Genomic DNA, 16,176 nt, shown 5'->3' with positions numbered 1-16,176 from the left:
CGAGGAGTACATCGTCGAGTGGGGCGAGTACCCGATGCAGTGGCGGTTGCAGAAGCAGTGGGAAGTGAATTACGAAATGACCCAGCAACTGCACAATTTCCGCAAGGAAAACCCGCACGCGAATGTGACCCTGGCGAGCCGCAATGGGCAGCGCGAATACAGCGAGTTCCGGGTGGATGACGACCAGACGGTGTGGCTGTCGGAATGGCACCTGACCCGTATCGGTTTGCCGGGCTGGGTGTGGGTTGGACTTGAAGCGGAACCTGAGCCTTCCGTGCACAACCTTGCCCCCCTGTGCCAGGACCAGCTGGGCCCGCTAGTACTCGGTGTGGCCGGCGCAGAACGCGGACCGGGCTGGCTGCGCATCGAGCAGGTAGGCAGCGAAGCGCGCTACATCAAGCTTGGCGACGAGCTGGGATACAAGACCTTAATTGCCTCGGCGATGACCGAATTCGAACGCCTGCTGCACGGCATTGCCGGCGACCACCTCGAGGTGATGGACCGCCGCGACGGCGAGCTGTTGCGCTGCTACCGCGTACCCATGCATCTCGCCCCGCTTGAGCAATTCGACCTCGGGGATGTGAATTACGATCTGGTGCCGGAGAACGCTTACGCTGGGTAGACCTCACTTCGCACCTGAGAGAACTTCGTAGTGCGTCCGGTGGCGGCCCTGCCGCCGGTGAAAGTTTGCGGGACACGCCGTAAACCCATCCATGGGGGCTCGGCTGCGGCCATCCAGGCCGCAGACGGTCCCGCAAACTTCCCCCGGCGACAGCGCCTTCGCATTTCCTTCCTGTGCTCCGAATCACCGCCTGCTTACGAAGCACAGAAATTCGAATTGAAGCCGGAGTGCTGGGGATGTGTTTTTGAAAGCGTCGCAAACAGGGATGTTTGCGACGCAGCGTACAGGGATGTATTCACAGCGGTTTCAAAAATACATCCCCAGTGATCCGGTGCCACTTCACCAGCTTAAGAAGCACTACCACTGAAGGTGAGCGTAACCTCCTTAGTCCACGTCCCTACCACGCCCCGCACGCAACAACTCAAACCACTCCTCCCGATCCAGCTCCAAATCCAATGCCTCAAGCGAAGCAATGAGACGCTCAGGGTTGCCACTCCCCAAAACCGGAACCATTCGAGACGGGTGCATCAGCAACCACGCTAACGCCAGTTGCATAATGCCCGACTCCGCGCTCAAACCACGCGCTTCGCAAAGCGCTTGCAGGCAACTCCGCACCCGCGCCGAGTCCGCATCCTCTCCGGCAAACAACCTACCACCCGCAAACGGCGACCACGCCATGGGAATGATCCGATGCTGCTGGCAGTGATCCAGCTGGCCGTCAAACATCGGCTGTGAATGCAGCAGGGACACCTCAATCTGGTTCGCCACCAGCGGCAGCGACAGGCGCGACTGCAGCAGGTCGGCCTGGTGCGGCAGGAAATTGGAAACACCGAGATGCTTCACCTTGCCCTCAGTTACCAGCTGCTCCAGCACCGCCGCCAGCGCGTCCGCGTCCATCAGCGGATCCGGGCGATGCAGCAACAGCAGATCCATCTGCTCGATACCCATATCCCGCAGGCTGGTTTCCACCGCCGCACGCACATGCGCGGCGCTGGTGTCGTAGTGATTGATCCGCGCACCGGAAGTATTTCCCGCAAGGCGGATGCTGCACTTGCTCACAATTTCCATGCGCGCGCGCAGTTCCGGTTTCAGCTTCAGCGCCTCACCGAAAAACTGTTCGCAGCGGTAATCTCCGTAAATATCCGCGAGATCAAAGGTGGTCACCCCCAGGTCCAGCATTTGCTCGAACAGGGCAACGCGCTCGCGCGGGGAATAATTCCAGTCTGTCAGGCGCCACAGGCCAAACGCGATGCGGGAAAAAGAAAACTCGGGAACGAGGGAGGAGGAAATGCGCTGCATAAAAAAATCCGCCGGATCAAACGATAGCGGCGGATTTTCGCATAAATACCCGGGGGAAAACTCCACCCCCGGGACAGGCCGACGTTAACGTGGAACCTATTTCAGCTGCAGGGTCTCGGCGATATCCGCCCACGACACCAGCTTGAAGTTCTGCGTCTGGCTCGGCATACGGTTGCGGCCGTCCTGCACCACCAGCAGCCCCTGCGGGTACTGGTCGCCGAAGGAGGCACTGGAAACTTCCAGGCCATCGGTTTCCGAACTGCCGTCCAGACTCTTGTCCAGATTGATATCCACCCTGAAGTGGCCGATAAACTGACTGCCGTCGCGGCTGAACAGCGCGTAACTGTTGTTGCCCTGGCTGGACACCACCAGATAGCTCTTGTCGCCGGCATGGTACAGGCCCATGCCCTCGACATCCGCCGCCAGACGCTCGCCATCCACCGGCGCAATCAGCTGCGGCTTGGCTTCGCCGGCGAGAAACGCGGCGATATCGAGGCGCCAGATGCCGCCGTCTTCCTCGCCGAAGAACAGCATCTGCTTCTCGTCGTCCACCACGCAGCCTTCCACCTGGCTATTCACCTCGAGCTCGGCGACCTTGTGCAGGCGCCAGTCCACATTGCCCTCTCCCGGGGCAATCTGCAGCAGCTGCACCGGGCCGTCCTTATCCGATACCCAGGCCATCAGGTCGGCGCCGCGACGATAAACGCACAGGCCGTAGGGGTCGCCCATGTCCAGATTGCGCAGCCCCAGGTCTTCCACCTTGCCCTCACCGGTGATGCCGAACAGGCTGATACCGGGGTCGGTGCGGTTGCTGGCGGCGGCAATGGCGACATATTTGCCGTGCTGGATCGGGCGCAGGTCCACATTGTTGACGCGACCGACCGGGAAGTGCTCCACCAGCGCGCCGCTCAGCTTGTAGACACTGAGACCGCTTTTCTTGTCGGTGCCGAGAATCAGGCTCGCGGACGGGTTGACCGGGTTGACCCAGATGGCGGGGTCGTCGGCCGCGTCACCACCGGACTGCACCGGGGCGGTCTGGCCGCTGGCGCGCACCCGCGGGATTTCCACCGGGCCGCGGAACGTTTGCATCTCCGCCGCGGGCGCCGGCAGCCTCACTGCAAACTGCTGCACGCGATCACTCTCTTCCTCAAGAGCCAGCAGCGAGTCCCGCTGCACCGCCGCCGAAACCGGCTCCATATCCGCCAGGGATTCGACAAAATGCGGTTGCCCCGGATTATTGATATTGAACGCCAACACCCGATCGCCGGAGGTCAGCCACAGATTGCCGCTGATATTGTCCAGCCACAGGCCGCCGAATGCATCGGCGCCCAGTGCTGCGGAGGTGGCAAACACCTGGCGGTCCTCATCCATTTCCGCATCGGTATTCAGGCTCCAGATTCCCAACGGCGGTTGTGCCACCAGCAGCTTGCCACTGCGGTCATCCACCACACAGGAGGAAACCTGCTCACCGAAATACAGCGGACGCACACCCGTAAATTCCCAGGCCTGCTCACGGGGGTGTACCACATACTCATGGCCGAGACCGTTTTCGTCGATGGCAAACAGGTGTGTGCGTTCCGCCTGGCGGGAGAAACACAGGGCCACTTGCGGCGCGGTAGTGGCCATGGCGGCAAGATAGCGGATACGCGGGCTACCTTGCTCCAGGTCCAGCAGGCGCAGCTGCAGCTGTCCGCTGTCTTCGTCGTAGACTGCGATCAACCAGCGGTCCTGCTCCAGTTGCTGCAGGGCAAAGCGCTCCACCTTGCCGCCGTCCAGCGCCAGTTTTTCTTCACCTTCGGCGCTCACCAGCACCAGGCCGCGCTTTTCACTGGCCAGCAACAGGTAATCGGCCCCTCCCAGCACCAGTGGTGCCAGTTGACTGGAAACCACATTACTGAGGTCCAATGCACCCTGCGGTGTCAGGGGTTTGTGGGCTGCCACGGACTTGTCGATCTGCGGGCCACAGCCACCGAGCACACCGGCCAGAGCCAGCGCCGCAGCGGAAAAAATTAATGATTTACGCGTCATAGTACTCACGCTTTGCAAAGAGCCGATTTACGGCTTCGACCACGCCCGGCACAAAAATACGCCCCACCGATGACAAAACCATGTCAAACGGATGACGGTCGAATCCCATGTAAAAAAATAGCAGAAAGCCCGGGCGCCCCTGGTGCCCGGGCTTTCTGCCAGTCAACCTGAAACTCAGAAGCTCGAGTAAGTCAGGCCCAGCACGTAGGAAGTGCCGTATTCTTCGTAGACCCCGTTGTAACCGGAGTTGTTGGTGAAGAAGGGTTCATCGGTCAGGTTCACCGCGCTGAAGGACAGCTTCAGGCCGTTGTTGAAGCGATACTTGGCAGAGAAGTCCACCTGCATGTGGTTGTCCTCATACAGGTCGTAGGCTTCGTCCTCCATGTTCACCTCCAAGAGGCGCTCGCCCTTGAAGGTGGTGGACAGGCGCAGGCTCAGCGCATCCTGCTCGTAGCCGACAATGAAGTTACCCACCAGGTCCGCCTGCGACGGCAGACTGATCTTGTCACTGCGCTCCGCATCTGTACCGAGGCCGAGGCTCGCTTCGGAATCGGTGAAGGTGGCGTTGGCGCGCAGCAGCAGGCCGTTGTCGAAGCCCTGGGTCCACGACAGTTCCGCACCGGTCAGCTTGGCGCTGTCGCCGTTGATTGGCTGGTAGATCTGCGCTTCATCCACCGCCAGCGCACCCACGTACTGGGACGGGTCGACGGTGCTGGATACATCCGCGGTGACGATGAAGTTGTCGATGTTCTTGTGGAATACGCCCACGGAGAACATACCCAGCTTGTCCGCGTAGTACTCCACGGAAAAATCCAGGTTCTGTGCCTCGTAGGGATCCAGTGCCGGGTTGCCGGTTTCCACTTCAAGCTCGCCCTCGTCGTATTCGATCGCTTCCGGGGACGGATTCAGGTCGCCGAAGGACGGGCGCGACAGGGATTCGGTGTAGGCCGCGCGCAGTACGATGTTGTCGGTGTAGTCGTACTTGAAGTTCACGCTCGGAAACAACTTGCTGTAACTGCGTTTGAAGTTTACTTCGGTGGCGTAAACATCTTCCGCAATTTCCTCGGCCCCCTCGATCGCCTCGGAGGATTCGGCAACGCTGTAACCCTGGGCACTGAAGTCCGTGGTTTCATAGCGCACACCGTAAACCAGGTTGGCGCGACCGAAGTCGATGTCGTTCATTACGTAGAACGCGGAGATATCCTCGCTCATCGCATAATCGCGCGCAGAGCTCAGCGCGGTCTCGGTTTCGTCGATTTCGAAACTGCTCAGGTTTTCATTGATGAAAGCATTCAGTTTCGCCTTGTTGATGCCCGGGCCGAAGTCGGCGAGACCGTAATCAACATCGTTCATGACGAAGTCGGCGAGGGTGTAGTCGCCACCGAAGTCACTGTACACGGTGGCGTTCAGGTCGCCGGATTTTTCACGTCGGCGCTCCTGCAGACCAAACTTCAGCTCGGATGGATTACCTGCCATTTCGATATCGCGACGCACGTCGATGCGGAAGCTGACTTCTTCGTCTTCGGTGTAATTGTCTTCGATGACAATTTCATCCAAATCAAACTGGGAAGCGTCCATGCCTGCGTCGCTGGCAAACAGGGTCGGGATGTCGCCGGCGGAGGTGTAGCCAAGCTCCAGGTCTTTCTGCTCGAAGCCGGTGTCGCGGCGGTGCGGCTCGGCCTCTTCCGCGTGGGAGTAACCCAGGGCATATTCGATGCCCCATTCGTTCAGGTTGTGCTCGCCACCGAATACCAGCGACAGGATTTCCTGCTCCTCCTTACGATCTTTCAGGGACTTGTCCAGGGTGGCATCGGACCAGGTGGCGGAGTTCGCGCTGATGGTCTGCAGGTCGCCCTTGTCCAGTTTGAAGGAGTTGCGCTGACGCTCTTCGGCGTCGGAGAAATCGGAGTACAGGGTGTGCAGATACAGCTGGCTGTTGTCGGACACCTTCAGGTCGAAGTTGGCGGCGAGGCCGGTGCGCTCACGGGTGATGGTGTAGTCGCGCTGCTCGATCTCCGGGGCGCCGATGGCTTCGGTGCCATCCGCTGCTTCCATGCTCTCCCACACGCCGTCGGTTTCAATGTTCTCGGAGCCGAAGTTGCGCTCCTGGTGGCTGGCGGCAATTGCCACACCCAGCTCACTGCCGCCAAGGTCAAAGCGGTTAGTGTATTTACCGGAAATTTTCGGGCTGTTTTCGCCCTGCAGATCGCTGTAGCCGTTTTCGATATTGACGCTGTATGTCTGACCGGGCTTGTCCAGCGCGTTGATGCTTTTGATCTCAATCGCGCCACCGATGGAGTCGGCGCTCATATCCGGGGTCAAAGTCTTGAAGACTTCGAGGCTTGCCAGCAGGTCGGATGGAATTACGTCCAGCGCCACAGCGCGGCTGTCGGTTTCCGGCGCCGGCAGGCTCATGCCGTTGATGGTAGAAGCGTTCAGGTTCGGGTCGATGCCGCGCACGCCAACAAAACGGCCTTCACCCTGGTCGCGGGCAATAAACACGCCAGCCATACGCTGCAGTGCCTCGGTCACGTTGGCATCCGGCAGTTCGCCGATGGCCTCGGAAGTCTGTACGGCGACCACTTTGTTGGAGTCGCGCTGGCGCTCGATATCGCTGCGGGCGTTGGCCGCCTGGCCGGTGACCACGATGGTTTCCATCGGCTCACCCTGCGCTACCGGCGCTTCCTGTGCAGCAGCATTGATACTGATGATGGCTGCCGCAAGCGGCGCCACCAGTTTGAAGTTGAATACAGTGTTAGTCATGGCTGCCCGTCCCATTTTTTACTGGCGGTTATTTTTTGATGGGGCGCAGGCTAGTCTCGGGATGTGAAAATTGCGTGACGCTTTTTTTAAATTTGTCATATAGCGCCGCTACGCTGGGGGCAACGTGAAAACGGCCACGGCGGCGATTGCCTAAAATTGGACTATCCGCAAACAGGCCAGGGAAATATTGCAGCCAGGTGAATAATTTATGACAGACAATAACCCGAAAACTCCGGACACCGCGCCGCACGATCCCAGCCGGCGCACACTACTCAAAACCCTCGGTACTGTTACCGCAGCCGCCGCTGCCAGCGGCGGTGCCAGCCTGCTGAGCGGCTGCAGTGCGGATAAAAAAAGCGCCACCGGACAGAACCTGGCGTTTACAGAAATTCCCCACCGACTGGATCACCGCCACCATATTCCCGACGGCTACGCCACGGACCTGCTGCTGCGCTGGGGTGATCCTCTGGATGCCTTTGCCGGCAGTTTCGCGCCGGAAAAACTCGACGCTGGAGAACAATCGCGCCGCTTTGGCTACAACAACGATTTCATCGCGTTTATGCCTCTGGACCCCGAGGCCGGGCCCGGCGAGGGCGATAAGCACTGCCTCAGCAGGAACAGCGAGCGCGGCCTGCTGTGTGTCAATCACGAGTACACCCAGCCGCACCTGATGTTCGCAGGATATACCGAGGTGAGCTCCATCCGCGGCACCAGCGACCAGCATATCGCGGTGGAACAGCAGGCCTGTGGCCACAGTGTTGTGGAAATCGAGAAAACCTCCGGCGGCTGGCAGCCGGTAGTGGGCAGCCCCTACAACCGCCGTATTTCTCTCACCACCGCCATGGATATTGTGGGCGCCGCCGGCGGCGATCCACGTTTGCAAACCAACGAGGATCCCAGCGGCAAGCGCGTGTTCGGCACGGTCGGCAACTGTGCCGGCGGTAAAACCCCCTGGGGCACGGTACTGATTGCAGAGGAAGGTTTTGGCGGCGCTTTTCAGGGCGACCCGGATAATGTCGCGGACGAAGTGGAAGCGCGCAATCACCACGCTTTTGGCATTTCCCCGGACAACCGCAATTGGGGCGACTACGACCGCCGCTTCGATATCGCGGTGGAGCCGAACGAGCCAAATCGCTTCGGCTGGATGGTGGAATACGACCCCTACGATCCCCAGTCCACGCCACGCAAACTCACCGCGCTCGGTCGCTTCGAGCACGAGGGTTTTACCCTGGTGAGTAAACCGGGCCAGCCGATTGTGGCTTACGGCGGTGACGACGATGAACACCAGTTTGTGTACCGTTTTGTCTCCTCCGGTATTTATCGCCCGGGGGAAAACCAGCACAACCGCGCCCTCCTCAACGAGGGCACACTGTATGCGGGGCAGTTCCGCGAAGACGGTGCCGGTGTATGGCTGCCGCTGCAATTCGGTCGGGGTCCGCTGACGCCGGAAAACGGATTTCGCAATCAGGCGGATGTGCTGATCGACTGCCGACGCGCAGCCAAACTGATCGGCGCCACACCGATGGACAGGCCGGAAGATGTGGAGACCAATCCGGTAAACGACTGCACCTATGTGATGCTGACAAAAAACAACAAGCGCGCACCGGGCGATGAGAATGCGGCAAATCCGCGCGCGCGCAATTCCGCAGGCCACGTGCTGGAAATTGTACCCCCGGGGCGCAGTGGTGAGCGGGATCACGTGAGCGATACGTTTCGCTGGAATACCTTTCTGTTGGGAGGCAACCCCAATGCGGAAAATCCGGCGCAGCGCGGTGCTTACGGCCAGCAAATCCCGGGCACGATTTCAGCCAACGGCTGGTTCACCAACCCAGACAATGTGGCGTTTGATCCCAAAGGCAATATGTGGATTGCAACTGACGGTTGTGAGAGCTTCGGCTTTCACGATGGGCTCTGGGCGATGGCGACCGACGGCGAACTGCGCGCGGCACCGAAGCACTTTTTTGGTTGCCCGCAGGGGGCGGAAATCTGCGGGCCGGAATTTACCCCGGACGGAACCACCCTGTTTGTCTCGGTACAGCATCCGGCTGATGTGCGCCGGTCCACGTTCGACAATCCGTTGCACCGCTGGCCGGACAATGACCCCAGTTTGCCGCCGCGGCCCTCGGTGTTGGCGATTCGTCGCGAGGATGGTGGCGCGGTGGGTAGCTGATAATTTTTGAGAAGTTCTTTAGCTGGCATGGTGGCGGCCCATCCCCGCCACCAGTCCTTAAATTCAAGCCCATGCGCTTCGATTCAATAACACTTGATTCGAGCCACTGCAGTATCGCCACAGCACTCGCCTGGAAGCTTAATGGCCTATCAGTATCTCCATGATTTAATCCATCGTTTAACGGAAGCTCGCCGCCAAACCAGCAACAAGAGTGCAACAGCCAAGTAAATCGCCGGCTCAATCCAGCCACTTTTTACCGACCACCAGAAATGCCAGCAGGCCAGTAATACCGCGACGTAAAGTAAACCGTGCAGTTTCTTCCAGTTCTTGCCCATCTTTCTGAGCAGTGCCGGTATCGAGGTAATTGCCAGCGCGAGCAGGATCAACCAGGCGGTAAAGCCCAGCAGGATATAGGTGCGCTTGACCAGTTCCTCGCCGATCAGCGACCAGTCGAGACCGAGGTCCAGTGCCAGCCAGGTGCTGAAATGCAGGCTCGCCCAGACAAAACACCACAGCCCCAGAGGTCTGCGCAGCCGGTTCAGCTGACCGAAATTTAGTGATTTCGCCAGCGGGGAAACCAGCAGCGTGAGCAACAGCAAACGAATGGTGCCCATACCCAGGTAGTGGATCAGTTCCACCACCGGGTCGCCGCCGAGATGTCCCGCGTTGATCGCATAAAACAACCACAGCAGCGGCAACAGAGCACCGAGATGTACACCAATCTGCAGCAGAGCCGCAAAGGCTTTCTTAGAGATAGCAGCCACTAATAGAACTTCCGCAGGTCCATGTTTTTATACAGCGACGCCACTTCCTCACCGTACCCGTTGAACGGCAGTGTCGGCTGGCGCTTGACCGCGAACACGCCGCCGGGACCGATAAAGCGCTCACTGGCCTGGGACCAGCGCGGGTGGTCGACATCAGGGTTCACGTTGGCGTAAAAGCCGTATTCATTGGGGGCGAGTTTGTTCCAGCTGGTGGGCGGCATTTTTTCCACGAGCTTTATTTTGACAATGGACTTGATGCCCTTGAAGCCGTATTTCCACGGTACAACAAGGCGGATCGGCGCGCCGTTCTGTGGTGGCAGGGTTTTGCCGTAGAGGCCAACCGAGAGGATGGTAAGCGGGTGCATGGCTTCGTCGATGCGCAGCCCCTCCACGTAGGGGTAATCCACACCACCACCTATATAGCGGTTGCGCTGGCCGGGCATCTGCTCGGGATCATAGAGGGTCTGGAATGCGACGTATTTTGCGCGGCTGGTGGGCTGGAAGCGCTGAAGGAACTTGCCGAGTTCAAACCCCACCCAGGGGATAACCATGGACCAGGCCTCCACACAGCGCATGCGATAAATACGCTCCTCAAGACCGATGTCGTGCATCAGCTTCCACACGTCCACGGTGCCCGGCTTTTCCACCTCGCCCTCCACGGTCAGGGTCCAGGGTTCGGTTTTCAGTCCCTGGCTGTTTTGCGCGGGGTCCGTCTTGCCGGTGCCAAATTCGTAAAAATTGTTGTGATTGGTGACCTTGGCCTCCGGGGTAAGAACCAGGTCCGGGACCGGCCGCTGCGGGGAAAAATCCAGCGGTTTACGCGGCGCTTCACCGGCTGCTTCTTTTTTGTCAGCAGCAAACAGGTCCAGGCCACTGGCGCTACCGGATAGCAGTAACCCACCCAAACCGGCGCCGAGCCCGCGGATCACACTGCGGCGGGAAACATACGCTGCCTCGGGCGTGGTTTGGATTTCGCCAAGGGCACTGCGAGCGGGCGTCTTGATCAGCATGGTTTGGGTTCTCCTTTTGGTGATTCCGTCGGGTCGGAACAGCGGCTTCAGAGTTATAAGAGCGCGTACTTATAGTTTTGTTCACAATAGTTTCGCGCACATTTATACCCAATCGAAATGTGGAATGATTTTCTTTGTGGTGCGGCGAACGGCAAATTACTGTTTCCTCACTGCAGTCGGCTCTTTTCCTGAGCCTCGGCTGGTAGCCTATACGAGGTAGCACAAATGCTTGAGACGATTATCGTTATTCTGGTTGTGCTCTGGTTACTGGGGCTGGTGAGCTCCTACACCATGGGTGGTTTCCTGCACATTTTACTCGTCATCGCCGTGATCCTACTGATCCTGCGGTTGGTGCGGGGGCGCGGACCGTAACCTACCACTCGCTGCCTGCCAGCGGCGGCTGGGCGAGTTTACTCCCACGGCTTTTCTACGCCGGCGCCGCAATCCATGCGCGCGTCGGCATTGTGCTTGAGCAACACCAGTATCGGACTCATGTCCTGTATCTGATCTTTTGTTCTTAAGGCCCGGCCCTACGCCCTCGGGATTCGCCCGCATGGCATCGGCCACCGCACTACCCGACTGACTAGTGCTCGCTCTCCGGTGCCGCGCCGGATTCGAACACCGCCATGGCGCTGAGGCTCATGCCTCGCGCCAGTTCCTGCTCGCGCACGAACACCCCCGCGGCGCCGTCGCGGGTAAGCAGGTGTGCGTCCTCGTCCCCAATGGCGCGCGCCAGTACCTGGATATCCGGTTTCAGCAGTCTCGCGGTCTCCATCATCCGGCGAGTGCGCAGTGTGTCCGGGATAGTGACGATCAGCAGGCGTGCGCGCGCCACATGGGCCTGGATCAGCACCTCTGGCTGCGCCGCATCGCCGGAAACTGCCGCCATCCCCCGCTCCCGCAGTTGCTCCACCAGCTCGCGGTTCTGCTCCGCCACCACCACAGAAATGCCGGCCTGCGACAGCGCGCTGGTCACCCGTGAACCCACGTCACCGTAACCGACCACCAGCGCGTGCCCCGTCAGCTTGCGCAGGTCCGTGGACATGGGCAGCTCCGCCAGCGGGTCTGCCGAGCGCTCCATAAACCGGGCCAGTGACGAGCGCCCGCGAATCCAGCGCTGCAGCGGTTCAACCGCGTTGAACAGCAGCGGGTTCAGCGCGATGGAAATCAGTGCACCGGCGAGGATCAGGTTCTGCCCCTCCGTGGACAGCAGCCCCAGCGACACTCCCAGCGCTGCGAGAATGAATGAGAACTCGCCAATCTGTGCCAGGCTCGCGGACACCGTGAGCGCGGTATTGAGCGGGTAGCGGAACAGCAGTACCAGTACAAACGCCGCCAGTGTTTTGCCGAACACGATGATCGCCACCACCGCCAGTACCTTCGCCGGCGATGCGATCAGCATACCGGGGTCGAACAGCATACCCACGGAGACAAAGAACAGCACCGCGAAAGCATCCCGCAGCGGCAGTGATTCCTCGGCGGCGCGGTGGCTGAGCGCGGACTCCCGCAACACCATCCCGGCGAAAAACGCGCCGAGCGCAAAAGACACGCCGAAGATGATCGAGGAGAAATAGGCGATGCCCATGGCGGTGGCTACCACCGCCAGAGTGAACAGTTCGCGGGAGCCGGTGCGCGCCACCTGCCACAGCAGCCAGGGAAACAGCCGGCGACCGCCCACCAGCATCAGTGCCACGAACACGCCCACCTTGCCGAGGGTTGTGGCGATGGTGAGTCCGATACTCCCGGCTTCGGCGTCGGCACCGGTAATCCCGTCTGCGCCAGCGTCAACCGCGGTGCCGCCCAGCCAGCCCGCCAGTGCCGGCAGAATCACCAGCACCAGCACCATTACCAGATCCTCCACCACCAGCCAGCCGACGGCGATGCGCCCATTGACACTGTCCAGCAGGCCGCGGGCCTCCAACCCTCTCAGCAGTACCACGGTACTGGCCACCGACAGCGCCAGGCCGAACACAAGGCTTGCGCCAGCCTCCCAGCCCCACCAGCGTGCCACACTGAAACCCAGCAGGGTCGCCACCACAATCTGCGCCAGCGCGCCGACAATGGCGATACGCCGCACCGCCATCAGGTCGGAGAGGGAGAAGTGCAGCCCAACACCAAACATCAGCAAAATCACGCCGATCTCCGCCAGCTGCTGTGACAGCGCCATATCGGCGACAAACCCGGGGGTGGCGGGGCCAATGATCACGCCGGCAATCATGTAGCCGAGCAGCGCTGGCAGGCGCAGGCGCGCGGCCACAAAGCCGAGCAGCAGTGCCAGCCCCAGGGCCACGGAAATGGTGGTGATCAGAGAAATATCGTGGTGCACAGTGTCCCCAACAATTACTCACAGCCAGCCCGGGCAATGCGGTAATACCGGGCAGTGTGCGCTGAAAATGAATTACCGCACCACTCCGCCGCTATTTGCCTGCATAAGCCCCGAGCAACAACCAGTTCACATCAGGAAAAACTGCTGAATACCCAACAGAACATTGGTGGTGGCGACAGAGGCGAGGATCAGCCCCATGACCCGGCTGACGATACTGGCACCGGCATCGCCGATCCAGCGATAGATCCAGTTGGCGGTGAGCAGCAACACGAGAACGATCCCCAGCACCGCAAACATGGCACTGGCGGTATTGACCTGGTGAATGGGGTCGAAACGGTGGTTATCCGTTAACACGACCGCCGCCATCATCGCTCCCGGTGAGGCAATGGAAGGAATCGCCAGGGGGAAAATGGCAGTTTCATGCCCACTGCGAATCAGCTCCACCTCACGCTCCGGTTTGCCCTCGCCAAAAATCATGGTCAGCGCAAACAGAAACAGCACTATGCCCCCCGCTACCTGGAAGGCCGACAGTGGCACACCAATCGCTTCCAGCAGGTACTGACCAAAGATAAGGAAAAACAGCAGGATGCCAGTGGCCACTGCCACTGCGAGGAATGCGATTTTGCGGCGCTGCCAGTCTTCGTGCCGGCTGGTGACCGCAATAAACACTGGCAGCGTGCCCACGGGATCAATAACCGCAAAGAAAAAGACAAAGCTGCTGATCCAATCGTTCAATTGGCCCCCCTGAGGTCCGTGCTAACATCGGCTACATGGTATGAAAACCGATTCAACTGAGTCTAGTGCATGACAAACCACTCCCCGACCGCTCGCCGCATTGCCAAAACAATTCTCAATGGCTTTGATGCGTACTTCGCGGATTTCCAGAATATTACCCTGGGAGCCAAGGCGCGTTTTGAAACTGCGGCCTGGCCGGGCGTGCACGACGCCAATAAGGAACGCATCGACCTTTACAAGGTGAAAGTAAACCAGGTGCTGAAACTGGTGCACTCGGTCACCAGCAAGGACACCACCCAGCTGGAGCTGTGGGGTCAGGCCAAGGAAACTTACGCGCAGTTGATCGCCAACAACAACAATTACGAAATCGCCGAGACATTTTTCAACTCGGTGTTCTGCAGCCAGTTCCAGCACGCGCATATTCACGACAGCCATATCTTTGTGAAATCCTCCCGTGCGCCGGACGAAAAGCCACTGCGGGACTACAGCATCTACATCAGCTACAGCGGTCGCGATGGGCTGCGTGCGATGTTCGAGGACATACTCGCCGACTACGGCTTTTCAATTCCCTGGGAAGACCTGGAGCGCGACCTCGACCATATCTGTGGCGCCCTGCGCGAAGGACCACTGGCGGGTAAACTGGAAACCGAAGAAGACGAGCAGCGGGTGCGGGTGGACATGCTGGAATCCGTGTTCTACCGCAACAAGGCGGCTTACCTGGTGGGTCGTCTAATGTTTGCCGGCGAGGTAATCCCGCTGATCCTGCCCTGCCTGAACAACGGGCGCGGACAGGTATTTGTGGACACGGTGATTTACGACAACGACTCCGCCAGTATCATCTTCAGTTTTACCCGCTCCTACTTCATGGTGGACGCACCGATTCCCTCGCGCTTTGTGCGCTTCCTGTCCACCATCATGCCGCTCAAGGAAAAATCCGAGCTGTACAACTCCATCGGTTTCCACAAGCACGGCAAGACCGAGTTCTACCGCCACATCCTCGCGCACATGAAGGTGAGCAACGACAAGTTCATTATCGCCCCCGGTATCAAGGGCATGGTGATGAGCGTGTTTACCCTGCCCTCCTACCCGGTGGTATTCAAGGTCATCAAGGATCGCTTCGATGCGCCGAAAACCGTCACCGAGGAAATCGTCAAGGACAAATACAAATTCGTATCCCGCGCCGACCGGGTCGGGCGCATGGCGGATACCCAGGAGTACACCAACTTCATTTTCTATCGCAACCGCTTCAGCGAGGAGCTTCTGGCAGAATTGCAGAAGCTGGCGCCGAGCAAACTGGTGATGGACGACAAGTGGGTCATCATCAAGCACCTGTATGTGGAACGGCGCATGGAACCGCTGAACCTGTATCTCGACACTGCGAACGAACAGCAGACGGTAGAAGCGATGGAGGAGTACGGCAACGCCATCAAGCAGCTGGCGGCGGCGAATATTTTCCCGGGTGATATGCTGCTGAAAAACTTCGGCGTGACCCGTCACGGGCGAGTGGTGTTTTACGATTACGACGAACTCTGTCCGCTCACCGAGTGCAATTTCCGCAAGATTCCCGAACCGCACACCGCGGAGCAGGAGCTGGCGGACCGCCCCTGGTACACGGTGGCGGAAGCGGATGTGTTCCCGGAAGAGTTCCGCCTGTTTTTTTCCGGCAACCCGGTGGCCCGCAAGGCTTTCGAGGACCAGCACAGCGACCTCTACGATTACCGCTACTGGCAGCGGTTGCAGGAGCGCATTCGCGCCGGTCGCGTGGAGAGCACCTTCCCCTACCGCCGCAAGGTGCGCTTCCGCCGCTTACCGATCAAGCGCAGCGGCTCATAGCGTCAAAAGCAACGGTGACTCCTGTGCCGACGGCCCGCCAGCCTGAAGCGGAAGTGTGGCTATAGTAAAAGGAGCGGTTTGGTACCGATGGAGGTTGGAAGTGCGGTATTTCGGCTGTGGCGCCCTGTGCGTCGGTGTGGCGCTATGCAGCGTGACCATGACGGGCTGTGGTTACCTGCCCAGTGAAATGGACGGCAAACCCAAGACCGACAAGTCGAAGCCGCCGGAAGCCGCCGCCGGCGTGGCACTGCATGCCGCCAGCTGTGAGGTCCGCGCCAAGGGCTACACCCTGCTGAAGTTTGACGATCTCTACCAATTCACCGACAACCCCAGACAACCCTTCCAGCCCGCCGCCAACCTGCCGGCGAAGTACGATGTTCAGGCCTTTGTGTGGGGCTATGACAACTGTATGGAGCGAGGCGCCTGTCAGCACGGTGACTATTACTGGCTGATCAAGCGCGGTCCAGAGGACGATTTTACCACCTGGGTGGTCACCCCCCAGTTTCCGCGCATCACCATCGAGTCCCGCTGCAAGGAGCGCCTGAAGGTCGGCGAGGGTTACCGCTTTTCCTTCGACAATGGGACTCTGGTGGGGTTTAGCAAAAACTGATTTTTACGCTGTGGCA

At 59.6% G+C, this 16,176-nt stretch carries 11 protein-coding genes and 1 pseudogene; 5 read left to right on the top strand and 7 right to left on the bottom strand.

Annotated elements, in window-relative coordinates; genetic code table 11:
- Positions 1-622 (top strand): annotated as a pseudogene (locus VIL80_RS04640) (hypothetical protein); the annotation flags it as partial.
- Between the two features lie 384 nt (positions 623-1,006).
- Here VIL80_RS04640 and VIL80_RS04635 read toward each other — a convergent pair.
- The 3 genes from VIL80_RS04635 to VIL80_RS04625 form a co-directional block, all read right to left on the bottom strand.
- Positions 1,007-1,921, bottom strand: coding sequence for an aldo/keto reductase (locus tag VIL80_RS04635; RefSeq protein WP_332034980.1), 915 nt, complete (start codon positions 1,919-1,921; stop codon positions 1,007-1,009).
- A 96-nt stretch (positions 1,922-2,017) separates the two neighbouring features.
- Positions 2,018-3,949 (bottom strand): phytase, encoded by a 1,932-nt coding sequence (locus VIL80_RS04630; protein WP_332034979.1) that lies wholly within the window; start codon positions 3,947-3,949, stop codon positions 2,018-2,020.
- Positions 3,950-4,123: 174 nt separating this feature from the next.
- On the bottom strand, positions 4,124-6,712 hold the full coding sequence (locus VIL80_RS04625) for a TonB-dependent receptor (protein WP_332034978.1): 2,589 nt from the start codon (positions 6,710-6,712) through the stop codon (positions 4,124-4,126).
- A 208-nt stretch (positions 6,713-6,920) separates the two neighbouring features.
- Here VIL80_RS04625 and VIL80_RS04620 point away from each other — a divergent pair, with 208 nt between their 5' ends.
- Positions 6,921-8,882 (top strand): PhoX family protein, encoded by a 1,962-nt coding sequence (locus tag VIL80_RS04620; protein WP_332034977.1) that lies wholly within the window; start codon positions 6,921-6,923, stop codon positions 8,880-8,882.
- Between the two features lie 149 nt (positions 8,883-9,031).
- Here VIL80_RS04620 and msrQ read toward each other — a convergent pair whose 3' ends face one another.
- Together msrQ and msrP are read right to left on the bottom strand one after the other, a co-directional pair.
- Positions 9,032-9,646: a protein-methionine-sulfoxide reductase heme-binding subunit MsrQ gene (msrQ, locus tag VIL80_RS04615; RefSeq protein WP_332034976.1), complete on the bottom strand. Its 615-nt coding sequence runs from the start codon at positions 9,644-9,646 to the stop codon at positions 9,032-9,034.
- Positions 9,646-10,656: a protein-methionine-sulfoxide reductase catalytic subunit MsrP gene (gene msrP / locus VIL80_RS04610; RefSeq protein ID WP_332034975.1), complete on the bottom strand. Its 1,011-nt coding sequence runs from the start codon at positions 10,654-10,656 to the stop codon at positions 9,646-9,648. The genes msrQ and msrP overlap by 1 nt, the downstream gene beginning before the upstream one ends.
- 225 nt (positions 10,657-10,881) lie before the next feature.
- Here msrP and VIL80_RS04605 point away from each other — a divergent pair, with 225 nt between their 5' ends.
- Positions 10,882-11,028 carry a lmo0937 family membrane protein gene (locus VIL80_RS04605; RefSeq protein ID WP_160154582.1) on the top strand — a complete coding sequence of 49 codons (147 nt, stop codon included), beginning with the start codon at positions 10,882-10,884 and terminating at the stop codon, positions 11,026-11,028.
- Between the two features lie 211 nt (positions 11,029-11,239).
- On the opposite strand, the gene VIL80_RS04600 is transcribed toward VIL80_RS04605, so the two are convergent.
- The gene (locus VIL80_RS04600; RefSeq protein WP_332034974.1) at positions 11,240-12,982 is read right to left on the bottom strand and encodes a cation:proton antiporter domain-containing protein; all 1,743 of its coding nucleotides are present in this window, start codon (positions 12,980-12,982) and stop codon (positions 11,240-11,242) included.
- Between the two features lie 126 nt (positions 12,983-13,108).
- Positions 13,109-13,717: a MarC family protein gene (locus VIL80_RS04595; RefSeq protein WP_332034973.1), complete on the bottom strand. Its 609-nt coding sequence runs from the start codon at positions 13,715-13,717 to the stop codon at positions 13,109-13,111.
- 69 nt (positions 13,718-13,786) lie between these two features.
- Here VIL80_RS04595 and aceK point away from each other — a divergent pair, with 69 nt between their 5' ends.
- Positions 13,787-15,550 carry a bifunctional isocitrate dehydrogenase kinase/phosphatase gene (gene aceK / locus VIL80_RS04590; RefSeq protein ID WP_332034972.1) on the top strand — a complete coding sequence of 588 codons (1,764 nt, stop codon included), beginning with the start codon at positions 13,787-13,789 and terminating at the stop codon, positions 15,548-15,550.
- Between the two features lie 100 nt (positions 15,551-15,650).
- Positions 15,651-16,160, top strand: coding sequence for a hypothetical protein (locus tag VIL80_RS04585; RefSeq protein ID WP_332034971.1), 510 nt, complete (start codon positions 15,651-15,653; stop codon positions 16,158-16,160).
- The last annotated feature ends 16 nt before the right edge of the window (positions 16,161-16,176 follow it).

This window comes from Microbulbifer sp., from assembly GCF_036563125.1.
In the GTDB taxonomy this organism is placed as follows: Bacteria; Pseudomonadota; Gammaproteobacteria; order Pseudomonadales; family Cellvibrionaceae; genus Microbulbifer.
The sequence above is the reverse complement of the archived record's forward strand: the minus strand, read 5'-3'. Positions and strand labels throughout refer to the sequence as shown.

Bases quoted from the DNA above. Each gene is read 5' to 3' on its own strand.
- VIL80_RS04620 (WP_332034977.1), top strand. From the start codon at position 6,921: ATGACAGACAATAACCCGAAAACTCCGGACACCGCGCCGCACGATCCC.
- VIL80_RS04605 (WP_160154582.1), top strand. From the start codon at position 10,882: ATGCTTGAGACGATTATCGTTATTCTGGTTGTGCTCTGGTTACTGGGG.
- msrP (WP_332034975.1), bottom strand. From the start codon at position 10,656: ATGCTGATCAAGACGCCCGCTCGCAGTGCCCTTGGCGAAATCCAAACC.
- VIL80_RS04630 (WP_332034979.1), bottom strand. From the start codon at position 3,949: ATGACGCGTAAATCATTAATTTTTTCCGCTGCGGCGCTGGCTCTGGCC.
- VIL80_RS04635 (WP_332034980.1), bottom strand. From the start codon at position 1,921: ATGCAGCGCATTTCCTCCTCCCTCGTTCCCGAGTTTTCTTTTTCCCGC.
- aceK (WP_332034972.1), top strand. From the start codon at position 13,787: ATGACAAACCACTCCCCGACCGCTCGCCGCATTGCCAAAACAATTCTC.
- VIL80_RS04625 (WP_332034978.1), bottom strand. From the start codon at position 6,712: ATGACTAACACTGTATTCAACTTCAAACTGGTGGCGCCGCTTGCGGCA.